General features: G+C 33.6%; 13 protein-coding genes and 1 pseudogene. 10 read left to right on the forward strand and 4 right to left on the reverse strand.

The window, feature by feature from the left end:
• Positions 1-44: 44 nt before the first annotated feature.
• Positions 45-545, reverse strand: coding sequence for a hypothetical protein (locus A0O34_RS01110; RefSeq protein WP_066750278.1), 501 nt, complete (start codon positions 543-545; stop codon positions 45-47).
• A gap of 108 nt (positions 546-653) precedes the next feature.
• Positions 654-2,303, reverse strand: coding sequence for an ABC1 kinase family protein (locus A0O34_RS01115; protein ID WP_066750280.1), 1,650 nt, complete (start codon positions 2,301-2,303; stop codon positions 654-656).
• Positions 2,304-3,127: 824 nt separating this feature from the next.
• Here A0O34_RS01115 and A0O34_RS01120 point away from each other — a divergent pair.
• From A0O34_RS01120 to A0O34_RS01135, 4 genes are all read left to right on the forward strand, one after another.
• Positions 3,128-4,696 carry a T9SS type A sorting domain-containing protein gene (locus A0O34_RS01120; RefSeq protein WP_066750282.1) on the forward strand — a complete coding sequence of 523 codons (1,569 nt, stop codon included), beginning with the start codon at positions 3,128-3,130 and terminating at the stop codon, positions 4,694-4,696.
• Positions 4,697-4,705: 9 nt separating this feature from the next.
• Positions 4,706-7,504 carry a hypothetical protein gene (locus A0O34_RS01125; protein ID WP_157885928.1) on the forward strand — a complete coding sequence of 933 codons (2,799 nt, stop codon included), beginning with the start codon at positions 4,706-4,708 and terminating at the stop codon, positions 7,502-7,504.
• A 78-nt stretch (positions 7,505-7,582) separates the two neighbouring features.
• A complete protein-coding gene (locus A0O34_RS01130; RefSeq protein ID WP_066750285.1) occupies positions 7,583-11,242 on the forward strand; it encodes a DUF6443 domain-containing protein in 3,660 nt (1,219 codons plus the stop codon).
• A gap of 4 nt (positions 11,243-11,246) precedes the next feature.
• A complete protein-coding gene (locus A0O34_RS01135; protein WP_066750287.1) occupies positions 11,247-11,783 on the forward strand; it encodes a hypothetical protein in 537 nt (178 codons plus the stop codon).
• Between the two features lie 111 nt (positions 11,784-11,894).
• Here the strand turns inward: A0O34_RS01135 and A0O34_RS01140 are convergent, their stop codons facing one another.
• Positions 11,895-12,227 carry a helix-turn-helix domain-containing protein gene (locus A0O34_RS01140; RefSeq protein WP_066750289.1) on the reverse strand — a complete coding sequence of 111 codons (333 nt, stop codon included), beginning with the start codon at positions 12,225-12,227 and terminating at the stop codon, positions 11,895-11,897.
• A gap of 159 nt (positions 12,228-12,386) precedes the next feature.
• Between A0O34_RS01140 and A0O34_RS22035 the strand changes: the two genes are divergently transcribed.
• The 5 genes and pseudogenes from A0O34_RS22035 (at position 12,387) to A0O34_RS01170 (ending at position 18,602) form a co-directional block, all read left to right on the forward strand.
• Positions 12,387-14,825, forward strand: a complete 2,439-nt coding sequence (locus tag A0O34_RS22035) for a CHC2 zinc finger domain-containing protein (RefSeq protein ID WP_082891068.1) — start codon at positions 12,387-12,389, stop codon at positions 14,823-14,825.
• Between the two features lie 59 nt (positions 14,826-14,884).
• Positions 14,885-15,709, forward strand: coding sequence for a tyrosine-type recombinase/integrase (locus A0O34_RS01150; RefSeq protein ID WP_066750291.1), 825 nt, complete (start codon positions 14,885-14,887; stop codon positions 15,707-15,709).
• Entirely contained in the window at positions 15,706-16,569 is an 864-nt protein-coding gene (locus tag A0O34_RS01155; protein WP_082891069.1) for a tyrosine-type recombinase/integrase, read from the forward strand. The genes A0O34_RS01150 and A0O34_RS01155 overlap by 4 nt, the downstream gene beginning before the upstream one ends.
• A 708-nt stretch (positions 16,570-17,277) precedes the next feature.
• A pseudogene (locus A0O34_RS22780) lies at positions 17,278-17,472 on the forward strand (RHS repeat-associated core domain-containing protein); the annotation flags it as partial.
• 707 nt (positions 17,473-18,179) lie between these two features.
• Entirely contained in the window at positions 18,180-18,602 is a 423-nt protein-coding gene (locus A0O34_RS01170; RefSeq protein ID WP_066750299.1) for a hypothetical protein, read from the forward strand.
• 177 nt (positions 18,603-18,779) lie between these two features.
• Here A0O34_RS01170 and A0O34_RS01175 read toward each other — a convergent pair whose 3' ends face one another.
• Positions 18,780-19,112 (reverse strand): helix-turn-helix domain-containing protein, encoded by a 333-nt coding sequence (locus tag A0O34_RS01175; protein ID WP_066750289.1) that lies wholly within the window; start codon positions 19,110-19,112, stop codon positions 18,780-18,782.
• Between the two features lie 159 nt (positions 19,113-19,271).
• Here A0O34_RS01175 and A0O34_RS22040 point away from each other — a divergent pair, with 159 nt between their 5' ends.
• Positions 19,272-21,710, forward strand: coding sequence for a CHC2 zinc finger domain-containing protein (locus A0O34_RS22040; RefSeq protein ID WP_082891068.1), 2,439 nt, complete (start codon positions 19,272-19,274; stop codon positions 21,708-21,710).
• Positions 21,711-21,724: the final 14 nt, after the last annotated feature.

Raw genomic sequence — 21,724 nt, forward strand, 5'->3', positions numbered from 1 at the left:
TACTAACTTCCATCTTCATGCTTCTAGCTTCAAGCCAAAAACTACTAAAGCTTAATACTTTTACTGATCACTTTAATATCATCATCCTTCCAGATGCTTGTTGTAATAATTACGTTTCCTTTCTTTTTGGGATCTTTTTTGATGGGGAATTTTTCGTCTTCCCATTGCGAACAATGTGTAGAAATAGGTGACACCAAGGGTTTCCAAACATTTTTGCTTAAAGTATAGACATATAATGGATGCCAGCAGCTTGTACACCAATTCGGGTAAAATCCGATGTCGTCTTTTCCGTCATTATTTAAATCTTTAAGATTGTATAAAGTTCCGTCCTTGGAGGGTGAAATGGTAAATGATTTTATCTTTTTATCACTAAAATAAATGATAGTTTCGCATTTTCCGTCGCACTCATCACTGCAGTCGCTGACTTTGGTGTAGGCATATTCTTTTGTTCCGTTTCCGTCGTAATCGCCTAAAACTCCCTCGCTCTTTTGGGAGAAAACTAAGGAACTGCAAAATGTAAGAGCGAATAGGATTACTGTTTTCATGATTAGTTTTTAATTTTTTCTATCATTCTGAACGAAACGAATGTGTATTGAAGAATCTATTTTGAGATTGCTTCGTCACTTCGTTCCTCGCAATGACAAAATTGTGTTTTATTTTCGAGTTATTCTCAATAAAATAATAATCACTAACAATATTGAAAAAATAAATCCAAGCAAAGCCACCAATGATATCTCCCCAATTCTTGGTCCGGATTCTGAAACAAAAACAATGGCTGTTGCAATAATATTAGCTCCTAAAATCATGGCTAAAATCAAATTAACAATACTAGATTTGATGATTTGATTGGTCTTTTCAATATTCTTAATTTCACTTGAAACAGTGAATTTATTTTCATCTAATTTTTGAAGAACAGAACGAAGTTCTTTCGGAATTTCATCGATATTATCTGTGAAATTCATCATTTTATCCATTCCATTTTTGAGGATGGTTTTTGGACTGATCTTTTTGGTGAGAATTTTTTTGGTGTATGGGTTAAGACTTTTAACGATATCAAGATCAGGGTTAATGGTTCGTCCTACCCCTTCAATCAAGCCAATTCCTTTGAATAAAAGATAGAAATAATCCGGCATGTAAAGACGGTTATCTTTTAAGACGTCTTTCATTTTATTAATGATCGCCTGTGGATCGATTTCCTTTAAAGAAGTACTGTGAACGAAATTCAGAATATCATCTACATCATTTTCAAATCTCCTTTCATCGGGGATCTCATAGCTTATCGCCATCTTTTTTAGAGATCTTACGATTTTGTGAGCATTTTTTGCGACGAAGCTTACAATTAAACTTTCAAGGATTTCTTTATCGTTTGGTTGAATTTTTCCTACGGCGCCAAAATCAATGAAAACAACTTTACCGTCTTTTTTAACTAAAATATTTCCTGCGTGAGGATCAGCATGGAAAAATCCATAATCCAGGATTTGAGATACAAATAATCGTAAACCAACTTCAGATACTTTTACAGGATCTATATTATTGGCTAAAAGTCCGGCTTTATCGGTTACTTTTATTCCGTCAATAAATTCCATACAAAGAACGTTGTTGTTGCAAAATTCTTCGTAGATCTTCGGAACGTATGTTTCTTTATTATTTTTAAAGTTTCGGGCAAATTGTAGAATATTATTCTTTTCATTAATTAAAGAAACTTCTTCTAATAATGATCTTTCAAATGTTGAGATTGCCTGTTTCAAATTCAGTTTTTCTCCTATTTCAGAGTAAGATGAAATTAGTTTTTCGAGATCTTTAATTAACAGGAGATCATCTTCGATAACGGTTTGAACATCGGCTTTTTTTATTTTTAAAATAACTTCATCACCATTCAATAAAGTTGCTTTGTAAACCTGTGCGATTGAAGCTGTTGCCAAAGGATGTTTCTGAACTTCAAGAAAATGATCATTAACCGAAATATTAAACTCATTTTCAAGAATTTCATGTACATTCATTTCGACTGTATCCACCTTGTCCTGTAGTTTTTGAAGTTCCTGCACCAATTCCGGCGGAAGAAGGTCCTCCCTGTTGCTGAACGTTTGTCCAAGCTTCACAAAGGTGGGGCCAAGTTCTTCCAAAACGAGTCTTATCCTTTCATACACTGTCCCTTTTGAAATGATCTCGTCTGAATTTGAGGAATCTTCTTCCTGCTTGTTGTTCCCGTTCATTCTTGCGAGCATATCTTTAAATCCATATTTACTTAATACGGAAATTAATCTCGCGGATCTCTTAAACTTTCTTTGTTGCTTGTCGAACATAATCTATTTTCAATAAAAAATGGAGTTGCAAAGTAACTCCAAAAATTATTCCTATTCTGTATTTTTATAGGTCTTTATGAATATTGTATAAGTCATCTGCGGTTTTACTATTACCAATGCCAATTTTGAATTTGCAAAAAGCTACTATTAAACTTTTTAATGAAGTATTTACAATTTTAGAATTTATATTTTCATTTTTTGATTTAATACCATACAATAATTATGATTAACACAAAAAAATACATAAACCACAACACATACACTAAACAAAAACTTGAAAATTCATTAAATTAAAACAAACATAAATTAAAAATATTAGTTTGTTGATATCTAAGCTTTAATTCTATGAATAAATTCAATTAAATACAATAATTTAACTTAAAAAGACCATTGTTCAGACTTTTATTCACACGTAAATTCTTTAACAATTTTTAAAAAATATATTTATCTTCGCAGCAGATTTTAACAAAAACAAAGCGTAAGCTATCATTCAGGCTAGAGAAAACTGCGAATATTCTTAACAACCCTAAAATGATAGACTTACGCTCGTGCTCTATACTGGGCGTGGGCTGTAGGTCATATCTGGTTGTTGGGTTCTTCGCAGTACCTCTCTAGCGGATTGATCTCAGTTCCACGCCTTTTGTTTTTATGAATTAATTTCCAACCTATCAGTAAAAAAATGCATCCCTATATAATAAGACATAGTTTGTCGTGTCCTGAGGATTAATTTTGAAAGTAGATAATAAAAAAGTAAAGTAAGGAAATCCACATTTTCCGGAACATAACAGTTTATAAATTTGAACACAATAAAAAAGCTAATGCTTATGAAAAAAAACTATTCGGGCGCACTTCTGGTATGCGCATTATTTAATTTTTCGGCTCAGGAAGTAGTCTGGCAGAAAGATATTAAATCCAATACACAGGATTTTCTGAGTGGGGTCACCACAACCATTGATCAGCAGTATTTGATTACAGGAAGCAGTATTCAAGCTTCTAAACTCTCTACTGGAAACAGTCAGAACAACGGCTATGACCTCCATTTAGTAAAACTTAACCAACAAGGTGAAGAAGTTTGGAAAAAGTTCTTTGTTGGAAATAATCATGATTTCTTATCTGCAACTGTCGGAACTCAAGATGGTGGATTTTTACTAGCATCAACCTCATATTCAGGCAAAAGTCTGGATAAGAAAGATGATTCTAAAGGAGGAAGTGACATCTGGTTGATTCGTTTAAACGAATTTGGGGACGAACTGTGGCAAAAAACTATTGGATCAAATGCAGATGAAGAAGCAAGATCGGTTATTCAGACTACTGATCTGGGATTCTTTGTTGCTGGAAACGTTCAGAACTCAGCAAAAGGTTACGGTTCTAAAGATGTTTTGATCATAAAACTAGACAAAAACGGAAAAGAACTGTCACAATCTGTATTTGGAGGACGTGGATCAGACGAGGTTGAAAAGATGATTCCAACCCGAGACGGAGGTGCCTTGTTAGGGATCTATTCCAGAAGTAATGCTGGGGGTTCAAAGAAAACAGAAAACTTCGGAGAAGGAGATTATTGGATTATCAAACTTAACAAGGACGGAAAGATTGAATGGGAAAAGAACTTCGGAGGAAAAGGTGACGATCATTTAAGAACACTAGCTTTAACATCGGAAGGATTTTTAATTGGTGGAGAATCCAGATCTGAGAGATCAGGAAATAAAACCGTTGGAATTGAAGAAGGAACCGATGTCTGGCTGATTTCGTTGAATGAAAAAGGAGATGAAATCTGGCAGAAATCCTTCAATTTCAAAAACAGAGATGTTTTGATGGGAATGAGTGTGATTAACAGGGAGTCGGAAGATGGAAGCGGGAAGTCTACAAAAGGAGTGCTGATCGGCGGATATACTCAAGCTGAGGGAAGAATTGAAAGTGATGATGAGAAATTTTGGATGCTTTATTTAGATGAAAACGGTAATGAACAGTGGAGAAAGCATGTAAAAGGAGAATCCAGTAAGAAAGAGGAAAGATTGTCTGATATAAAATTAAACCTTGATGGTTCAATCATTTTAGCAGGAACAAGTGCAGAGGAACTTGGAAAAGAAAACTGGAAGATTGTAAAACTTGGAGATAAACAGATCGATCAGCTGATTGTAAAACAAGATATTAAGATTTATCCGAATCCGGTTTCAGATTATGCTTATGTAGAAATTGGGTTTGAGGGTTTGAGAGAGGGAGCGTTTGAGGCGGAGATCAACCTTTATGACATGAGTGGGCGTCAATTGCAAAGTTTGAAAACTAAGAATAAAGTGACGAAGATTAATACTCAGAGTTTGATTCAGGGAGCTTATCTGGTGACTGTAAAAACCAATACGAATAAAACGGCTAACGCTAAATTAATAAAGAAATAAACACAACTTATGAAGAAAATATTTTTACTGGTGATATGCATGTTAAGTTATCATGTGTATTACAGTCAGGCACAGAGCCAAAATGCAGGAGTTACGCAGCCAGTTCCTACAGCTTCTTCGCTGGCAGCATATAACAATAGTCCTGTTTCTATACAGACAGGAATTCCGAATATTTCCTATCCTTTAATGAACGTTCCTACCAACAATAAGTTGGTGAATGTCAGCTTAGGTTTGAACTATCATGCAGGTAATACTTCCGGAGACCAATGGGTAGGTAACGTAGGAAAAGGCTGGTCGTTGTTGGGTCCGGGAGTAATCTCCAGAGAAGTTATGGCTGAGTTTGATGAAAAATATGATGACGCAAGCGCTTTTGGATATAAAAAAAATGTATTTAAAGATCTGTATAATTTCAGTACTCCGGAAGAGTCAGGTAAATTTAGAATTATAAGAGATACATTGAATAATACATTCCAGGTTGTAAAGTTGACCAATTATTCATCAAAAGTTGAGTATTTCAGAAACAGTAATACAGCAACATTAATCACGGATTCTTTTATGGTAACCAGTAATACAGGAATCAAGTACAAATTTCAAAAATACGATACTTCAAGAATGCTTGTTACAGGCGGCTTTAACCCTGCTCATGGATATTTAATGGGTAGAAAGCTCTACAGAAGCGCATTTTATCTTACCTCCATACTGGATGAAAATGATCAGGAACTGGTAAAATATAATTATCTGAAAGAAACAAAATATGTTTTGGGGCATGAAGCTGATCAACGGATAGAATCTGAAAATCACAGACTTTCGAGTATTGAAATAAAAGACCACGGTATTATAGAAATTAATTATTCTAAAAATGAAACATTAGATAAGAAAAATGATATATTCGGTATCGACAATATTATTTTAAAAACTCCAAATAATCTTTTTGTAAAGAAATACAAACTTGAATATTCAGCTCCGCTTATGCTTAGAATGTTGAATTCTTTCAGTCAGGTTGATGCCAACGAAAATACTATTGAAAAATATCAGTTCAGTTATAAAGATGTAGCCAGTCCTTATCTGGAAAACGGCAGTGGTTTTGTGACCAATGTTTTAGATAAAGTTTTGCTTCCATCCGGAGGATCTATTGAATATAATTTTGATATGGTACCGTATTATTACTATGATGTTATCAAAACAATTCCTGCCCCTCTAATGCCATATGGAGCAACATCTTTTGAGAAAGCAAATAATGCCGGTAAAAAGTATTTTTTCACAATAACAACAGAAAAAGAAATCATAATAGACGCTACAGATACCGCTGCATTATCTGGTTATACCTGGGGGATTAATTTTTACAAAAAAGTTGGTACTACTTTTCAACTATTACCAGCATTTTCTATGGGTGTAGTAGCAGGAATTACTCCCAATCCTGATGATAATCTGGTACAGACCAGAATATTTTCAACAGGAGAATATTATGCAGAATTATCTTGTGAATGGAACGTCAGCTTAATGGCTCCGATAGTTATTAATGCCTATCATAAAGTTGGAGAACCTACAGAAGAGCATATTAAGACAGCTTCAACCACAGGAGTTCCCCGTATTAAGAATATTAAGTATTTTGATTTGCCTGCTTCTAATATCAATTCATCCTCTACCCCTTCAAAAATTGAAGAATATGAGTATAATTTCTTTGATATTCCTATAGAATCCAGCGGATATTACGTAGATGGAGGTGCATTGAATGACGGAATGACCGCAGCAGCCCCGAGTATGATCTACAAAAATGTAAGGGTTTCTCAGGGTAATAATACAGGGTATACCAAATATTATTTTAAAACGCCAGGAGATTATCCTCCCATTATTGTTCAAAACGAACAATTCTGGCCTAATTATAATATTACAAGAGGAGGTTTACTGGAAAAAACTGAGGTTTATAATGCATTAAATCAAAAACAATCTGAGAGCGTTTTCGATTATACGATTCAGGATTTTGACGGTCCGGAATATTCTCTGCCAGGAGGATCTTTCAGAGTAAAAACAGTCTGGGCTAAAGAAGAAAAAGTAACCTCTAGGAATTATCTTGATTCGGGAGTTGCAGAAACCAAAAAAGAGGTGGTTAAAAATTCTAATAACTATGGTACCCATTTAGAAAGAATAACATCCTTTGACGGAACTATTCAGGAAACAACGTATCAATACGCTTTGGATAAAAATAATCAGAAACTTATTACTGCCAATATTATAGGCATCCCTTTGGAAACAACATCAATAGTTAAGAAAAATATTTCTGATGCAGGAAAATTAGTTTCCAGAGCAGAAACAAAGTATGAAAACACTGCCAATAAATTTCCCAGTTCTGCTATCTCTTATGATACACAAAACACAATTTCTGAAGAAGTTACCTTCAACAGATATGACAGTAAAGGAAATTTAGAACAATATACCACAAAAGAAGGTATTCCTGTTTCCGTAGTCTGGGGATATAATAAAACACAGCCTATCGTAAAAATAGAGGGCGCGACTTATGATCAAATATCCTCTTATCTCTCAGATATTGTTTCTAAATCTGATGCAGACGTTGATGCAGGTTCAGAACAAGCTCTGCAGAATGCTTTGGATCTTTTCAGAAATAATACCAATCTTGGGAATTATCAGATTACCACCTATGTGTATGATCCTCTGATCGGAATGAAAAGCATGACACCTCCTTCGGGAATCCGTGAGCTGTATAAGTATGATAATGCCAACAGGCTGGATCAGATTGTTGACGAGAACGGAAAAGTCTTAAAAAAATACAAATACAACTACAAACATTAATTCATGAGTAATAAGTAATGGGCAATGAGTAATTATTTTATGCTTCGCCTATTCTTTACAATTTAACGATCATCAATTATGAAAAAAATATTTTTATTCAACATAGTATTGTTTGTAGCAGGATTATCTTATGCACAGACAAGCACCGAAAACTATATACAGACAACGAACTGCCTTGATGCAGACTGTATCAAAAAAGCAGAAACCGTACAATATTTTGATTATCTGGGAAGACCTAAACAGATCGTCAGCGTAAAATCTTCGCCTACAGGAAAAGATATTGTATCTCATGTAGAATATGATGTGCTGGGAAGACAGACCAAAAGTTATCTTCCTGTTCCGCAAGCAGGAACTCAGAATGGAGAAATCTACACCTCTCCACTCTCTAACGCTCCCACTCATTATGGTGGAGAAAAGATCTACACAGAAAAGATACTTGAAAACTCTCCGCTGGAAAGGATTTTGCAGCAAAAACAGGTCGGAAATGCATGGGCAGATAAACCCGTAAATTTTGGATATGACCTTAACACCGCAGCCGATCATGTAAAAAAATATGATCCCACAACCAACTGGAATTCTACAGAGAAAATATATACTCAGGAACTTCCCCCTGCTTCGGAATATCCGGCAGGACAATTGGTGAAAAATACCGTTACCGATGAAGATGGAAATTCAACCATAGAATTTAAAGAAGGTTCGGGACAAACTGTATTAATACGAAAAGCTGTAAGCACTTCTCAAAATGCAGATACTTATTATGTGTATAATGAGTATAAGCAGCTGGCTTTCGTAATTCCGCCATTGGCTTCTGCTTTAGCGTCTGTTTCGGCTACAGCTATGGATAATCTTTGTTACCAATACAGATATGACAGTAAAAGCAGGCTCGTAGAAAAGAAACTGCCCGGAAAAGGATGGGAATATCTAGTGTATGATAAACAAAACAGATTGGTGCTGTCTCAGGATGCCAATTTAAGATCTGTCATCAACAATTTTGCCCAAAAAGGTTGGACGTTCATCAAATACGATTCTTTCGGGAGAGTAGTTTACACAGGATTCTTTGCCAATACTGCAACAAGAATAGCAATGCAGACCGCTATTAATAATATGGTATCCAATGCAGGAAACAACGAGCAGAGAGATAATAACACACCTATTATACAGGATAGTGAAAATATTTATTATACCAAAAATGCATTTCCTACAGGAAGCATGACTATTTTATCTGTTAATTATTATGATACCTATCCATCACTTCCTTCGGAGGTGAGCATTCCGTCTGCCGTTATCGGCCAGCAGGTATTGAAACAGCCTGGACAAAGCACAACGGGTAAAAATACCAGAACATTACCATTGGCTTCGTATGTGAGAAATGTGGAAGACAAAGCATGGACAAAAAGCTACACTTATTACGATGAAAAAGGAAGAGCTATCGGCTCTTATGCTCTTAATCATTTAGGAGGGTATACCAAAACAGAATCTGAGCTTGATTTTGCAGGACTTGCAAAGCAAACTAAAGTATATCACAAAAGATTAAATACCGATACTGAAAAAGTAATTATCCAAACCTATACTTATGACAGCCAAAACAGATTATTGGTTCAGAAACATAAGGTTGACAATAATACGGAAGAGATTTTAGCTCAAAATGAGTATAATGAACTTTCGCAGTTAAAAAATAAGAAAGTCGGCGGTACAAATACCGCAACTCCACTTCAAAGTATTGATTATGTCTATAATATCCGAGGATGGCTCACCAAGATCAATGATCCTGCTGATCTCAATGGGAAACTGTTCGGGTATGAAATGAGATATAATAATCCTGTGAATCCTAATATTGCATCGGGAAAATTCAACGGAAATATTACAGAAGTTGATTGGAAAAACGCTTCCGAAGATGTATTAAAAAGATACGATTATTCTTATGATAATCTCAACAGATTGCAGGATGCTGTTTATTCTGAGCCCAACTCTACGACTCCGTTTAATAATAATTTTAACGAAAGCCTAACGTATGATCTGAACGGAAATATTTCTACTTTAAAAAGAAATGCCTTCCCAATTTCAGGAAACACGTCAACATTGGTAGATGATCTTATTTACGAATACACAGGAAACCGCTTAACAAAAGTGCGTGAAACCGCTTTGAATAACACAGGCTACGAAGGAGGAAACAACGTAATAGCTTATGACCTGAACGGAAACATGACGGATATGAAGGATAAAGGTATTCAGGCTATAAATTATAATTATTTAGACCTACCTAATAGTCTTTCCATCACCCAGACAAATCCACTGGGTAAGGTCTCCAATACAAATATCAATTATCTGTACCGTGCTGACGGAACAAAGCTTCGTAAAACCTACAATAATACAGGTGATATGGGAGCGTCAATCAGCCGTATGACAGATTATCTGGATGGATTTCAATATTCCTATGAGGATAATGGTAACGGCATGGGCTGCATAACATGCAGAACAGAAGTTGCCTACGAAGCACAGGCCTATAAAAAAGGAATAATCGGAGGCCCACTTCCTACAATGCCGGAATGGAAACTTAGTTTTGTTCCTACTTCAGAAGGGTTTTACAGTTTCGCCGAAAACCGTTATATTTACCAATACAAAGATCATTTAGGAAACACAAGAGTAAGTTTTGCTAAAAACAGCGCAGGCGTTCTTCAGACTACAGATACCAATAACTTCTATCCGTTTGGATTAAGTCATATTGGAGGTTCAGCAGCTTCTAATTTTGGAAACTATTATTCTTACAAGTATAACGGTAAAGAGCTTCAAGAGACAGGGTTCTATGACTATGGCGCAAGATTTTATATGCCGGATATCGGACGTTGGGGCGTAATGGACGCAATGTCTGAAAAATACAGAAGACACAGTCCTTATAATTATGCAGTAAATAACCCGATCATGTTTATTGATCCCGATGGTAATGATGTTTTGTATGGCTTAGATGCACAAAATGCAGTAAGAGCGATGCAAGCAAATATGTCTACGAGTTCTGAAGCTTCGGGAAATAGTAATTATTTTACTGGGTTTAACTTTAATCGATTTGGTGACGGAAATCCACCTAACTTTTTGGAGCGTGTAGGAAATTTCATTAGCAGCCTTTTTGGTACTAAGAAAAAAGGAGGAGAAATAACTGAATTTGGGCCTTTCGAAAAAGTTCCTTTTGATTATTCCCCTGATGGGAGCAGGTTATTCGGATTAATACAAAATGCTTATTATAACCCGATGGCTGAGTATAGAGAAAAACGAGATAATCCATTCTATAATGCAGGTGAATCAAGCTTAGACAGATCTTTTAGATTAATGAACAGCTCCCACATAGAAATAATGCAAGACTTTGGTGGCGGCGGTTACAATATGTTTGGTGGATATGGTAGAGGTATAGCTGTAGCTGAAGAGATGTCCATAACTTCAAAAATTGCTGCAGAAGCTGAGGCAAATGGTATTTTGAGCTCTCAAAAAGGAATTAATCCAGCTAAAGTTGCGGAATATTTTGAACAAATGTCAAACGGTACATATAAACCTACTGGAGGAGCAGGATATATCTATGAAGGAAAATATATTTTGACAGATGGAAACCATAGAATGAATGCAGCTATCCAACATGGGGTAGAAACTGGTAACTTTAAATATGTTGAGCAACTTATTAACAAAGGAAACTTTATAAGAAGAAATCCTTTTTTAGATAATTATAAAGTTTATAAACTACCTGTAAAATAAAACTATGTATAAACAAATAACGATTTTCGATAAAAAAGTAGATTTAGAAGTTGGAAGTGTATATATTATTTTTAATAATTATTTATCACAAAATCAAAAATTAGATGATTCAAGGAAAATCTTTTATATTAATTTACCTTTCCAAAATTCTATTAAAATCTCAAAATATATAGATCATAAGGATTTATCTATTGATACTTACGACAAATTAATTAAAAAATATAATTTAGAATTTATTAAACCTCAAGAAATTATTGATGTATTTAACCAGCTAATCTATACAATTATTAATGAGATTGAAAATCATGATATTTTTGTTATTGGAACTATGGGAGTTTCTTTTGAGAGCGTAAAATTAATTCTTCAAGAATTAATAAATATTGCTGAAGTACAAAAAAAAATCTTTATCCTTGTACAGGACACATCAAAAAACATCAATATTTTAGAAAAAGTCAATAGATTAAAATTGAAGGATTTTGAAAATTGGTATATAAATAATTTAGGAGACAATAATAATGTATTTATATTTAAGCAAAGCTAGCACGGTAATGGGTAATGCACCCGCTGCGCAAAGTCTGTGACTTTGAGCTGTAGATAAAAATAAACCACCGCAATTGCGGTGGGTTATTTTTTATATAATACTTCAATATTTTTACGAATACGCTTTTCTAGTTTTACAATCACGGATGTAGGTATCTATCAGATCGTAAAGTGTTTGCTTTTTACTCTCTTCCAGTTGTTCCAAATCCTTAATTCTTTCTACCGTTCTTTTATCAAAAGAAACCTGATTGGTCTCACCCACCAAATAATCTAAACTTACGCCAAGAGCATCCGCAATTTTTTTTGCAGCATCAACAGAAGGAATCGCTTCCCCTCTTTCGTACTTGCCGATCATTACACGAGACACTTCGCTTTTATCTGCCAAATCGCTTTGGGAGAAGCCGTTCTTGTCTCTTAATGTAGTTATAACACTTCCTATATTCATCTCTAAAAAGATATAAAAGTTCTTAATAATTAAATATTATATCAAAAATATGAAATTAAAGGATATAAAAAAATCTAATAAGATTTGTTCAATTGAAAACAAAAAGATACTTTTGTATCTGATAGTAACATCGAAAAAAAAATAAAATATTTTTCTTTTATGGAGATTACAGAAATCAAACAACGTTTAAGTTTATCAGAAGTTCTGCAACATTACAATCTTGAGCCTAAAAACTCAATGCTCAAATGTTTTATGCATGATGACAAAATAGCAAGCCTGCAGGTGAATTTAGAAAAGAACTTCTACAAATGCCACGCATGCGGAAAAACGGGCGATGTGATCCAATTTATAGAAGATTATGAGAAGATATCAAAACATGAAGCGATAAAAAAAGCGAAAAGCTTCCTGTTAAACGAAGAGCCTACAACCAGAAGCGTTGTTAGTGGTACTGCGATTGGGCAGACAGAAATCTCAACAGAGAAGTCTGCCCTTTTTTTACAAAACACTTTTAGTTATTTTAGAAAAGCATTGTACTGTAGCGCTCCTGCGAAACAATATATTGAGAAAAGGAATTTAGATAACTCAATTTTAGAGATTGGTTATAATAGCGGACAGTTCCACCACGGAGAAAGAAAAAGTGACGAGCTGATAAAACAGGCGTTGGAAATAGGTTTACTGCAAGATAAAGGATTAATAAACAACAGAACCAAAGAAAAAGGCTACAGTATTTTTGCCAATAAATGCATTGCATTCCCTCTGAAAAACAAAGATAATCAAATCGTTAGTTTATATTTTAGGTCGATAATCGACAATAATAATTCCAAACATTATTACTTAAAAAACCGCAGCGGTGTTTATCCAAATTATCCCAACCCTGAAACTAAAAAACTCATTCTTACAGAATCTATTATTGATGCAGCTTCGCTGCTTCAATTGAAGATCATTCATGAGAAGTTTTCCGTTTTAGCCTGTTTTGGAACCAACGGATTAAATGAGGAGATTTTAAACTCAATAAAAAACCTTCCGGAATTAGAAGAAATCATCTTTTGTTTTGATAACGATAAAGCAGGAAAAGGAGCAGTAGAAAAGTATGCAAAACTCTTAAATGAGCATCTGCCTTCTAAGCAGAAGGCCCTCTTCCTTACCAAGGAAGCACCCAAGGAGCACCTGATTATGAGTCAGGTGATCTTACCAAATAAAGATGTAAACGAAACACTGCAACTGCATGATGATAAACTATTTACAAAGCTTTTAGAAGAAAGAAAGCTTATTTTTTCAGATGAAAATGTGTCGAATATTACAATCTCCACAGAAGCAACACAAAACACTGATAAAGAAAAAGTTATAGAAACTCCAAAAGACGAAATAGTAAAAAATAGTAAAACCCTCAATACTGTAGATTTTCTACAACAAAAAGATCTATTAAAATCCTTAAACGAACTCATAGAAAAAGCCGGAATTATCGGCGAAGAACAATCAAGACTTCTACTCTTCTTAATCACAATAAGCTATTTAAATAAAAGCCCGTTACACGGAATTGTTCAGGGAAGTTCGGGAAGCGGAAAAACCCATATTATCAGCAGAATTGCAGACATGATGCCGCAGGAAGATGTGCTGAGATTTACACGAATTACAGAATCAAGTTTGTATAATTGGGGTGAGTTCGATCTGTTTCAAAAGATCATTATCATTGAAGATTTAGACGGTTTAAAGGAAGATGCTTTGTATGCGTTGAGAGAATTTATATCGAATCAAGTGTTAAGAAGTTCAGTAACAATCAAGGATAAAAAAGGGAATAATAAATCGAGTCATAAAATCGTGAAAGGACAGTTCAGTAGCTTATCTGCAACCACAAAAGGAGAATTATACGAAGATAATATGAACCGCAGTTTTATTGTAGCAGTGAACGAAAGTGAAGAGCAGACAGAGAAAATCATTAGTTATCAGAACCACAGAAATGCCGGAGAAATAGATAAAAACGGAGAAGAAAAGGCTGTTGGTTTTATACAAAAAGTCATCAGGAATTTAAAGCATTATGAAGTTATAAACCCGTATGCGACACAAATACAATTACCCAGTAACGTAAAGAATAAGAGACGATTAAATGAAATGTTTCAAAGTATTATTAAGCAAATTACTATCGTGTATCAGTATCAAAGAGAAATAAAAAACGATTATTTAATTACTGAAATTGAAGATATCGAGAATGCTGTAGAGATACTATTCGAGAGTATTATTTTAAAGATTGACGAGTTAGACGGAAGCTTAAGACAGTTTTTTGAAAAGTTGAAAAAAGCCTTTAAGGAAGAGCAGTTTACAAGATTTGATGCAATGGAAATTACAGGATTTAAAAAGACACAATTACAGTTCTATCTGAACGAATTAGTGAGATTGGAATATCTGAAACAAATCGGTTTTGCGAATAAAGGATTTAAATATAAAATCTCCTATAACGATAATATACAGAGAGTTAGAAAGGAATTGAAAGAATCTTTTACAAAACAATTGGAACAATTAAAATTGAACGCTACTGAACACAAACGAACGCTAGACGGAAACCAAACGAACACTAGAATACTTATAAATACCGATGAATAAAGAGAAATAGATTAGCGTTCGGAAAAACACAAAATAGTACAAAAGCAAATTGGTCATAGATGGATGAAGAAACAATTTATCAGTACAGAAAAGAGTTACAAAACTTAGGATACAGTAAAACCGTTACCAGCAGCTATCCCAGACAAGTAAGAAGATTTTTAGAATACAGTAAAAAACTCTTTACAGAAATCGATACAGAAGATATTAAAATCTACCACGAACATATCAAAAAAGTAAAAGGAATAAAGACAAAAAAGACATTTAGTGAAACTTATATTTATTCTATTTTATTATCTATAAAAATCTATTTTAATTATCTCGAAAGATCAGGAGAAATAAAAAGTAATCCTTATCAACTCACAATAAAGCATCCAAAAAGTAAAGAAAGAAAAGTATTTACAAGTGAAGAAATTGGAAAGCTATATGCTAAAAGCAGTAAGCTACAAGCTATTATACTACATCTATGCTACGCATGCGGACTGAGAAGAACAGAAGCTGTAGAACTAAGAATTAAAGACATAGATCTTGAAAACTGCATCCTATATATAAGAAAAGGTAAAGGTAAAAAACGAAGAGTAATACCGTTTACAAAACAAGTGAAAAGAGATCTTGAAGATTTTATTTCAACTGAAACCATCAACAGACAACCATCAACAGACAACCAAAATCTACTCAATATTACAGGAGATTATATTTATAAACAGTTTAAAAAGTTACTCAAAGATACAGAACTCAATACTCAGGAATTTACACTCCATTGTTTAAGACATACTATTGCAACACAACTATTAGAGCAAGGAATGGAACTCGAAAAAGTAAGAGATTTTTTAGGGCACTCACAATTATCCGCCACACAGATTTACACAAGAATTTTAATCAAATGAAAATAGAAGATTATTTACTCACAACCCTGCATCCATCAACGATAAAGATCTATATGTATGAAATCGAAAAGTTTAGAAAATGCTATAAGAGCTCTGAAAAACTGAACTATAAAGATATCATGGGATATATAGAAATATTACGTAAAAAATACACTTCAAATAGCGTACATAGAATTTTAGCAGCACTCAAAAAATATTATGGATATATACAACATACAGGCGTAAGAAGAGATAATCCAGCTATTAACATCATCTTAAAAGACAATAAAAAAAATCCAATACAATTACAGGAATTACTTACAGAAAATGAATTAGAAAGACTCCTAGAACCAAGAGAAGAACGATATCCAATGCTTATAAAAAGAAACCAAATTATCATGAGTTTATTGGTAAATCAAGCCTTATTGGTAAGTGATATCTCAAGAATAAAAAGTGAAGATATAGATCTGAAAAATGCAAAAATAAAAATACAGAAAACAGGAAAAACAAATGAAAGAATATTGAATTTAAAAGCTGAACAAATCCTATTATTCTATGAATATGTAAAAGAAGAAAGAGAGAAATTAGTAACCTTTAGAACCGAAAAAGAAAACTATTTTTTATTAGGAAAATTAGGAACTAAAATCACTATTGAAGATATTAATTATTTAGTCTCAACATACAAAAAACACTTCACAAAAAAGCTGGTACCAACAACCATAAGACAAAGTGTGATTAAGTTAAAATTAGACCAAGGAGAGAACCTAAGAAGAGTTCAATACTTTGCAGGACACAAACACGCAGACACTACAGAAAAATACAGAGAAACAGGAATTGATGCATTACAAACTGCGATCAATCAGTTCCATCCGTTACATTAAATTAGCCTTTGAGATGAGTTTTCTGTACTATTTAGATTTTTTTAAAAAAGGAAATTAATGAAACAGCATCATTTTTCAGGAAAGAAAAAATCCCAAAAACAGAAGAAATGACACCAATTACTGTCCAAAAATCCATACCCAAATATAATAAAAAAACTCCAACTCTAAAACTCTCCCACCCAAAATGCCACAGCAAATTACATAATCAAAATTATACGCGCACCAGCCGCTAACCGTTGCCCTCCATTACGCAAGCTTCATTCCGTGCAAAATCCATCAGCGCCTATAATTTGAGATTATGTAAAATGCTTTCCTCACGCTCCGTGGAAACCACTTCACTGCCAGCGCTCTGCGTTCCTTGATTGGAATCTTAGCCACAATACCACTGAATCGCCGTTGAAAACCTGGTTGGTAAAAGAATGTGGATTTGTGGATAAAGCCAACACTGAAACCCGCACCCATTTTACCCACAAGTCCACATTTACAACAACACCGACAACAATAGAAATTTTCCACATTTTTAGAAATGAATTTATTTTTTCAATTGAAATAAAAAACTTTACGAATAAAAATCGCGCACCAACGAAATTTTTATTTTTCAAATGAATAAATCTGTATTTTTGAAAAGTGACAGAAAAGCGTTCAAAAAATAAATCGTTGCGCGAGGAAAAATAAAGTAAGCAGATCCTGAAAAGTTGAGCGGGGATATACAATTACAAGTATAACGGGAAAGAGCTTCAGGAGACAGGATTTTATGATTATGGAGCGAGATTTTATATGCCGGATATTGGACGTTGGGGCGTGATGGACGCCATGTCTGAAAAATACAGAAGACACAGCCCGTACAATTATGCCGTAAACAACCCGATCATGTTTATTGATCCGGATGGAAATGAGACTGTTTATGGTTTAGATGCACAAAATGCAGTAAGAGCTATGCAGATGAATATGTCTACAAGTTCTGAAACTTCTGGGAATTTTGGAAATCCAATGTTTCAATTTCCTAAGGGGCAAGAAGATTTTTACAAAAAAGAATATCCAGCATTTTATAATTTAGTAAAAAATATCCTTCCAAAAATTCTTGATGATAAGAATTTCTTAAATGCTTTTATGGATATTACAGGTATGAGTGAAGAAGAGACGAGGAAAGCCTTTACATATGGGCAAGGGCCTGTTCTTCACGATTGGGAATCAAATATTTCAGAGGGTCAATATGATTATTCGGTAAGTAAATTTAAAGGTGACTTGAACAATATCTCTATAGACAAAGGTGTTTTAGATTGGTTTGAGAAGGCAAATAAAGATGCTAAAACAATTGACGGAGTAGTAAACTTATCATATATGACATCTCTTATTGGGCATGAGGGAGCTCATTGGGGAAATAATATAAAAGGTCCTGGAAACTCAAATATATTGGATAAATATAAAAATTCGGACGGGATCCCCGAACATGGTAAAGCCTTTGAATTCAAAATGCTTCAAAGTATATATCCTAAAGCCGTACCAGGTGGAGGATTAGATAGTGGTAATTATAATAATATATCAAAATACTTCAAAGCTTACGTACAGAAAAACTTTCAAATATTGTCTAATATTTATAAATAATCATTATGAAAAAAATACTATGTTATTTAATTATATCTATAAGCCTGTTCATTTCATGTGGCTCACAAAATATTTCTAAATCAAATATAAATAATAACTTCACTGAACAATTTTTTACAAATCAAAATGTTTATAGAATTTTGAAAAAATATGTTCAAGATGATAAAGTAAATATTATAGATCCTGATCACAATATCACTAATGAATTTTTAATTTTTAAAAATAATGACCTTACAATTAATATTAATACTCAAAGAAAAAGCGAATATGATTTTTTCATTAAAAAAGTAATAATTAATAAAAATTTAGCTTTTATTGTTTTATGGTATAAAGATACTACTACAGCACTATGCTTTTATCCAATTAAAAGTGAGCGTACTCCTAATAAATGGATAATCGAAGAAATTACAACAAGGAGTATAAAATAGGGAGTAATGGGTAATGTATCAGATGTGTTGGTATCCAATATCGGTAATGTTCCAAAGTTAGTGATGAGAACATTTTCAAACACTAACCGCTACGCAAAGTCTGTGACTTTGAGCTGTAGATAAAAATAAACCACCGCAATTGCGGTGGTTTTTGTTTTATATAATATTGCAATATTTTTACGAATACGCTTTTCTAGTTTTACAATCACGGATGTAGGTATCTATCAGATCGTAAAGTGTTTGCTTTTTACTCTCTTCCAGTTGTTCCAAATCCTTAATTCTTTCTACCGTTCTTTTATCAAAAGAAACCTGATTGGTCTCACCCACCAAATAATCTAAACTTACGCCAAGAGCATCCGCAATTTTTTTTGCAGCATCAACAGAAGGAATCGCTTCCCCTCTTTCGTACTTGCCGATCATTACACGAGACACTTCGCTTTTATCTGCCAAATCGCTTTGGGAGAAGCCGTTCTTGTCTCTTAATGTAGTTATAACACTTCCTATATTCATCTCTAAAAAGATATAAAAGTTCTTAATAATTAAATATTATATCAAAAATATGAAATTAAAGGATATAAAAAAATCTAATAAGATTTGTTCAATTGAAAACAAAAAGATACTTTTGTATCTGATAGTAACATCGAAAAAAAAATAAAATATTTTTCTTTTATGGAGATTACAGAAATCAAACAACGTTTAAGTTTATCAGAAGTTCTGCAACATTACAATCTTGAGCCTAAAAACTCAATGCTCAAATGTTTTATGCATGATGACAAAATAGCAAGCCTGCAGGTGAATTTAGAAAAGAACTTCTACAAATGCCACGCATGCGGAAAAACGGGCGATGTGATCCAATTTATAGAAGATTATGAGAAGATATCAAAACATGAAGCGATAAAAAAAGCGAAAAGCTTCCTGTTAAACGAAGAGCCTACAACCAGAAGCGTTGTTAGTGGTACTGCGATTGGGCAGACAGAAATCTCAACAGAGAAGTCTGCCCTTTTTTTACAAAACACTTTTAGTTATTTTAGAAAAGCATTGTACTGTAGCGCTCCTGCGAAACAATATATTGAGAAAAGGAATTTAGATAACTCAATTTTAGAGATTGGTTATAATAGCGGACAGTTCCACCACGGAGAAAGAAAAAGTGACGAGCTGATAAAACAGGCGTTGGAAATAGGTTTACTGCAAGATAAAGGATTAATAAACAACAGAACCAAAGAAAAAGGCTACAGTATTTTTGCCAATAAATGCATTGCATTCCCTCTGAAAAACAAAGATAATCAAATCGTTAGTTTATATTTTAGGTCGATAATCGACAATAATAATTCCAAACATTATTACTTAAAAAACCGCAGCGGTGTTTATCCAAATTATCCCAACCCTGAAACTAAAAAACTCATTCTTACAGAATCTATTATTGATGCAGCTTCGCTGCTTCAATTGAAGATCATTCATGAGAAGTTTTCCGTTTTAGCCTGTTTTGGAACCAACGGATTAAATGAGGAGATTTTAAACTCAATAAAAAACCTTCCGGAATTAGAAGAAATCATCTTTTGTTTTGATAACGATAAAGCAGGAAAAGGAGCAGTAGAAAAGTATGCAAAACTCTTAAATGAGCATCTGCCTTCTAAGCAGAAGGCCCTCTTCCTTACCAAGGAAGCACCCAAGGAGCACCTGATTATGAGTCAGGTGATCTTACCAAATAAAGATGTAAACGAAACACTGCAACTGCATGATGATAAACTATTTACAAAGCTTTTAGAAGAAAGAAAGCTTATTTTTTCAGATGAAAATGTGTCGAATATTACAATCTCCACAGAAGCAACACAAAACACTGATAAAGAAAAAGTTATAGAAACTCCAAAAGACGAAATAGTAAAAAATAGTAAAACCCTCAATACTGTAGATTTTCTACAACAAAAAGATCTATTAAAATCCTTAAACGAACTCATAGAAAAAGCCGGAATTATCGGCGAAGAACAATCAAGACTTCTACTCTTCTTAATCACAATAAGCTATTTAAATAAAAGCCCGTTACACGGAATTGTTCAGGGAAGTTCGGGAAGCGGAAAAACCCATATTATCAGCAGAATTGCAGACATGATGCCGCAGGAAGATGTGCTGAGATTTACACGAATTACAGAATCAAGTTTGTATAATTGGGGTGAGTTCGATCTGTTTCAAAAGATCATTATCATTGAAGATTTAGACGGTTTAAAGGAAGATGCTTTGTATGCGTTGAGAGAATTTATATCGAATCAAGTGTTAAGAAGTTCAGTAACAATCAAGGATAAAAAAGGGAATAATAAATCGAGTCATAAAATCGTGAAAGGACAGTTCAGTAGCTTATCTGCAACCACAAAAGGAGAATTATACGAAGATAATATGAACCGCAGTTTTATTGTAGCAGTGAACGAAAGTGAAGAGCAGACAGAGAAAATCATTAGTTATCAGAACCACAGAAATGCCGGAGAAATAGATAAAAACGGAGAAGAAAAGGCTGTTGGTTTTATACAAAAAGTCATCAGGAATTTAAAGCATTATGAAGTTATAAACCCGTATGCGACACAAATACAATTACCCAGTAACGTAAAGAATAAGAGACGATTAAATGAAATGTTTCAAAGTATTATTAAGCAAATTACTATCGTGTATCAGTATCAAAGAGAAATAAAAAACGATTATTTAATTACTGAAATTGAAGATATCGAGAATGCTGTAGAGATACTATTCGAGAGTATTATTTTAAAGATTGACGAGTTAGACGGAAGCTTAAGACAGTTTTTTGAAAAGTTGAAAAAAGCCTTTAAGGAAGAGCAGTTTACAAGATTTGATGCAATGGAAATTACAGGATTTAAAAAGACACAATTACAGTTCTATCTGAACGAATTAGTGAGATTGGAATATCTGAAACAAATCGGTTTTGCGAATAAAGGATTTAAATATAAAATCTCCTATAACGATAATATACAGAGAGTTAGAAAGGAATTGAAAGAATCTTTTACAAAACAATTGGAACAATTAAAATTGAACGCTACTGAACACAAACGAACGCTAGACGGAAACCAAACGAACACTAGAATACTTATAAATACCGATGAATAAAGAGAAATAGATTA

The sequence above is a fragment of the Chryseobacterium glaciei genome, from assembly GCF_001648155.1.
Taxonomy (GTDB): domain Bacteria; phylum Bacteroidota; class Bacteroidia; order Flavobacteriales; family Weeksellaceae; genus Chryseobacterium; species Chryseobacterium glaciei.

What these genes read in the sequence shown, in the direction of transcription:
- A0O34_RS01155 (WP_082891069.1), top strand. Translation starts at nt 15,706, where the DNA reads ATGAAAATAGAAGATTATTTACTCACAACCCTGCATCCATCAACGATA.
- A0O34_RS01150 (WP_066750291.1), top strand. Translation starts at nt 14,885, where the DNA reads ATGGATGAAGAAACAATTTATCAGTACAGAAAAGAGTTACAAAACTTA.
- A0O34_RS01120 (WP_066750282.1), top strand. Translation starts at nt 3,128, where the DNA reads ATGAAAAAAAACTATTCGGGCGCACTTCTGGTATGCGCATTATTTAAT.
- A0O34_RS01110 (WP_066750278.1), bottom strand. Translation starts at nt 545, where the DNA reads ATGAAAACAGTAATCCTATTCGCTCTTACATTTTGCAGTTCCTTAGTT.
- A0O34_RS01115 (WP_066750280.1), bottom strand. Translation starts at nt 2,303, where the DNA reads ATGTTCGACAAGCAACAAAGAAAGTTTAAGAGATCCGCGAGATTAATT.
- A0O34_RS22035 (WP_082891068.1), top strand. Translation starts at nt 12,387, where the DNA reads ATGGAGATTACAGAAATCAAACAACGTTTAAGTTTATCAGAAGTTCTG.
- A0O34_RS01175 (WP_066750289.1), bottom strand. Translation starts at nt 19,112, where the DNA reads ATGAATATAGGAAGTGTTATAACTACATTAAGAGACAAGAACGGCTTC.
- A0O34_RS01140 (WP_066750289.1), bottom strand. Translation starts at nt 12,227, where the DNA reads ATGAATATAGGAAGTGTTATAACTACATTAAGAGACAAGAACGGCTTC.
- A0O34_RS01135 (WP_066750287.1), top strand. Translation starts at nt 11,247, where the DNA reads ATGTATAAACAAATAACGATTTTCGATAAAAAAGTAGATTTAGAAGTT.
- A0O34_RS22040 (WP_082891068.1), top strand. Translation starts at nt 19,272, where the DNA reads ATGGAGATTACAGAAATCAAACAACGTTTAAGTTTATCAGAAGTTCTG.
- A0O34_RS01130 (WP_066750285.1), top strand. Translation starts at nt 7,583, where the DNA reads ATGAAAAAAATATTTTTATTCAACATAGTATTGTTTGTAGCAGGATTA.
- A0O34_RS01125 (WP_157885928.1), top strand. Translation starts at nt 4,706, where the DNA reads ATGAAGAAAATATTTTTACTGGTGATATGCATGTTAAGTTATCATGTG.
- A0O34_RS01170 (WP_066750299.1), top strand. Translation starts at nt 18,180, where the DNA reads ATGAAAAAAATACTATGTTATTTAATTATATCTATAAGCCTGTTCATT.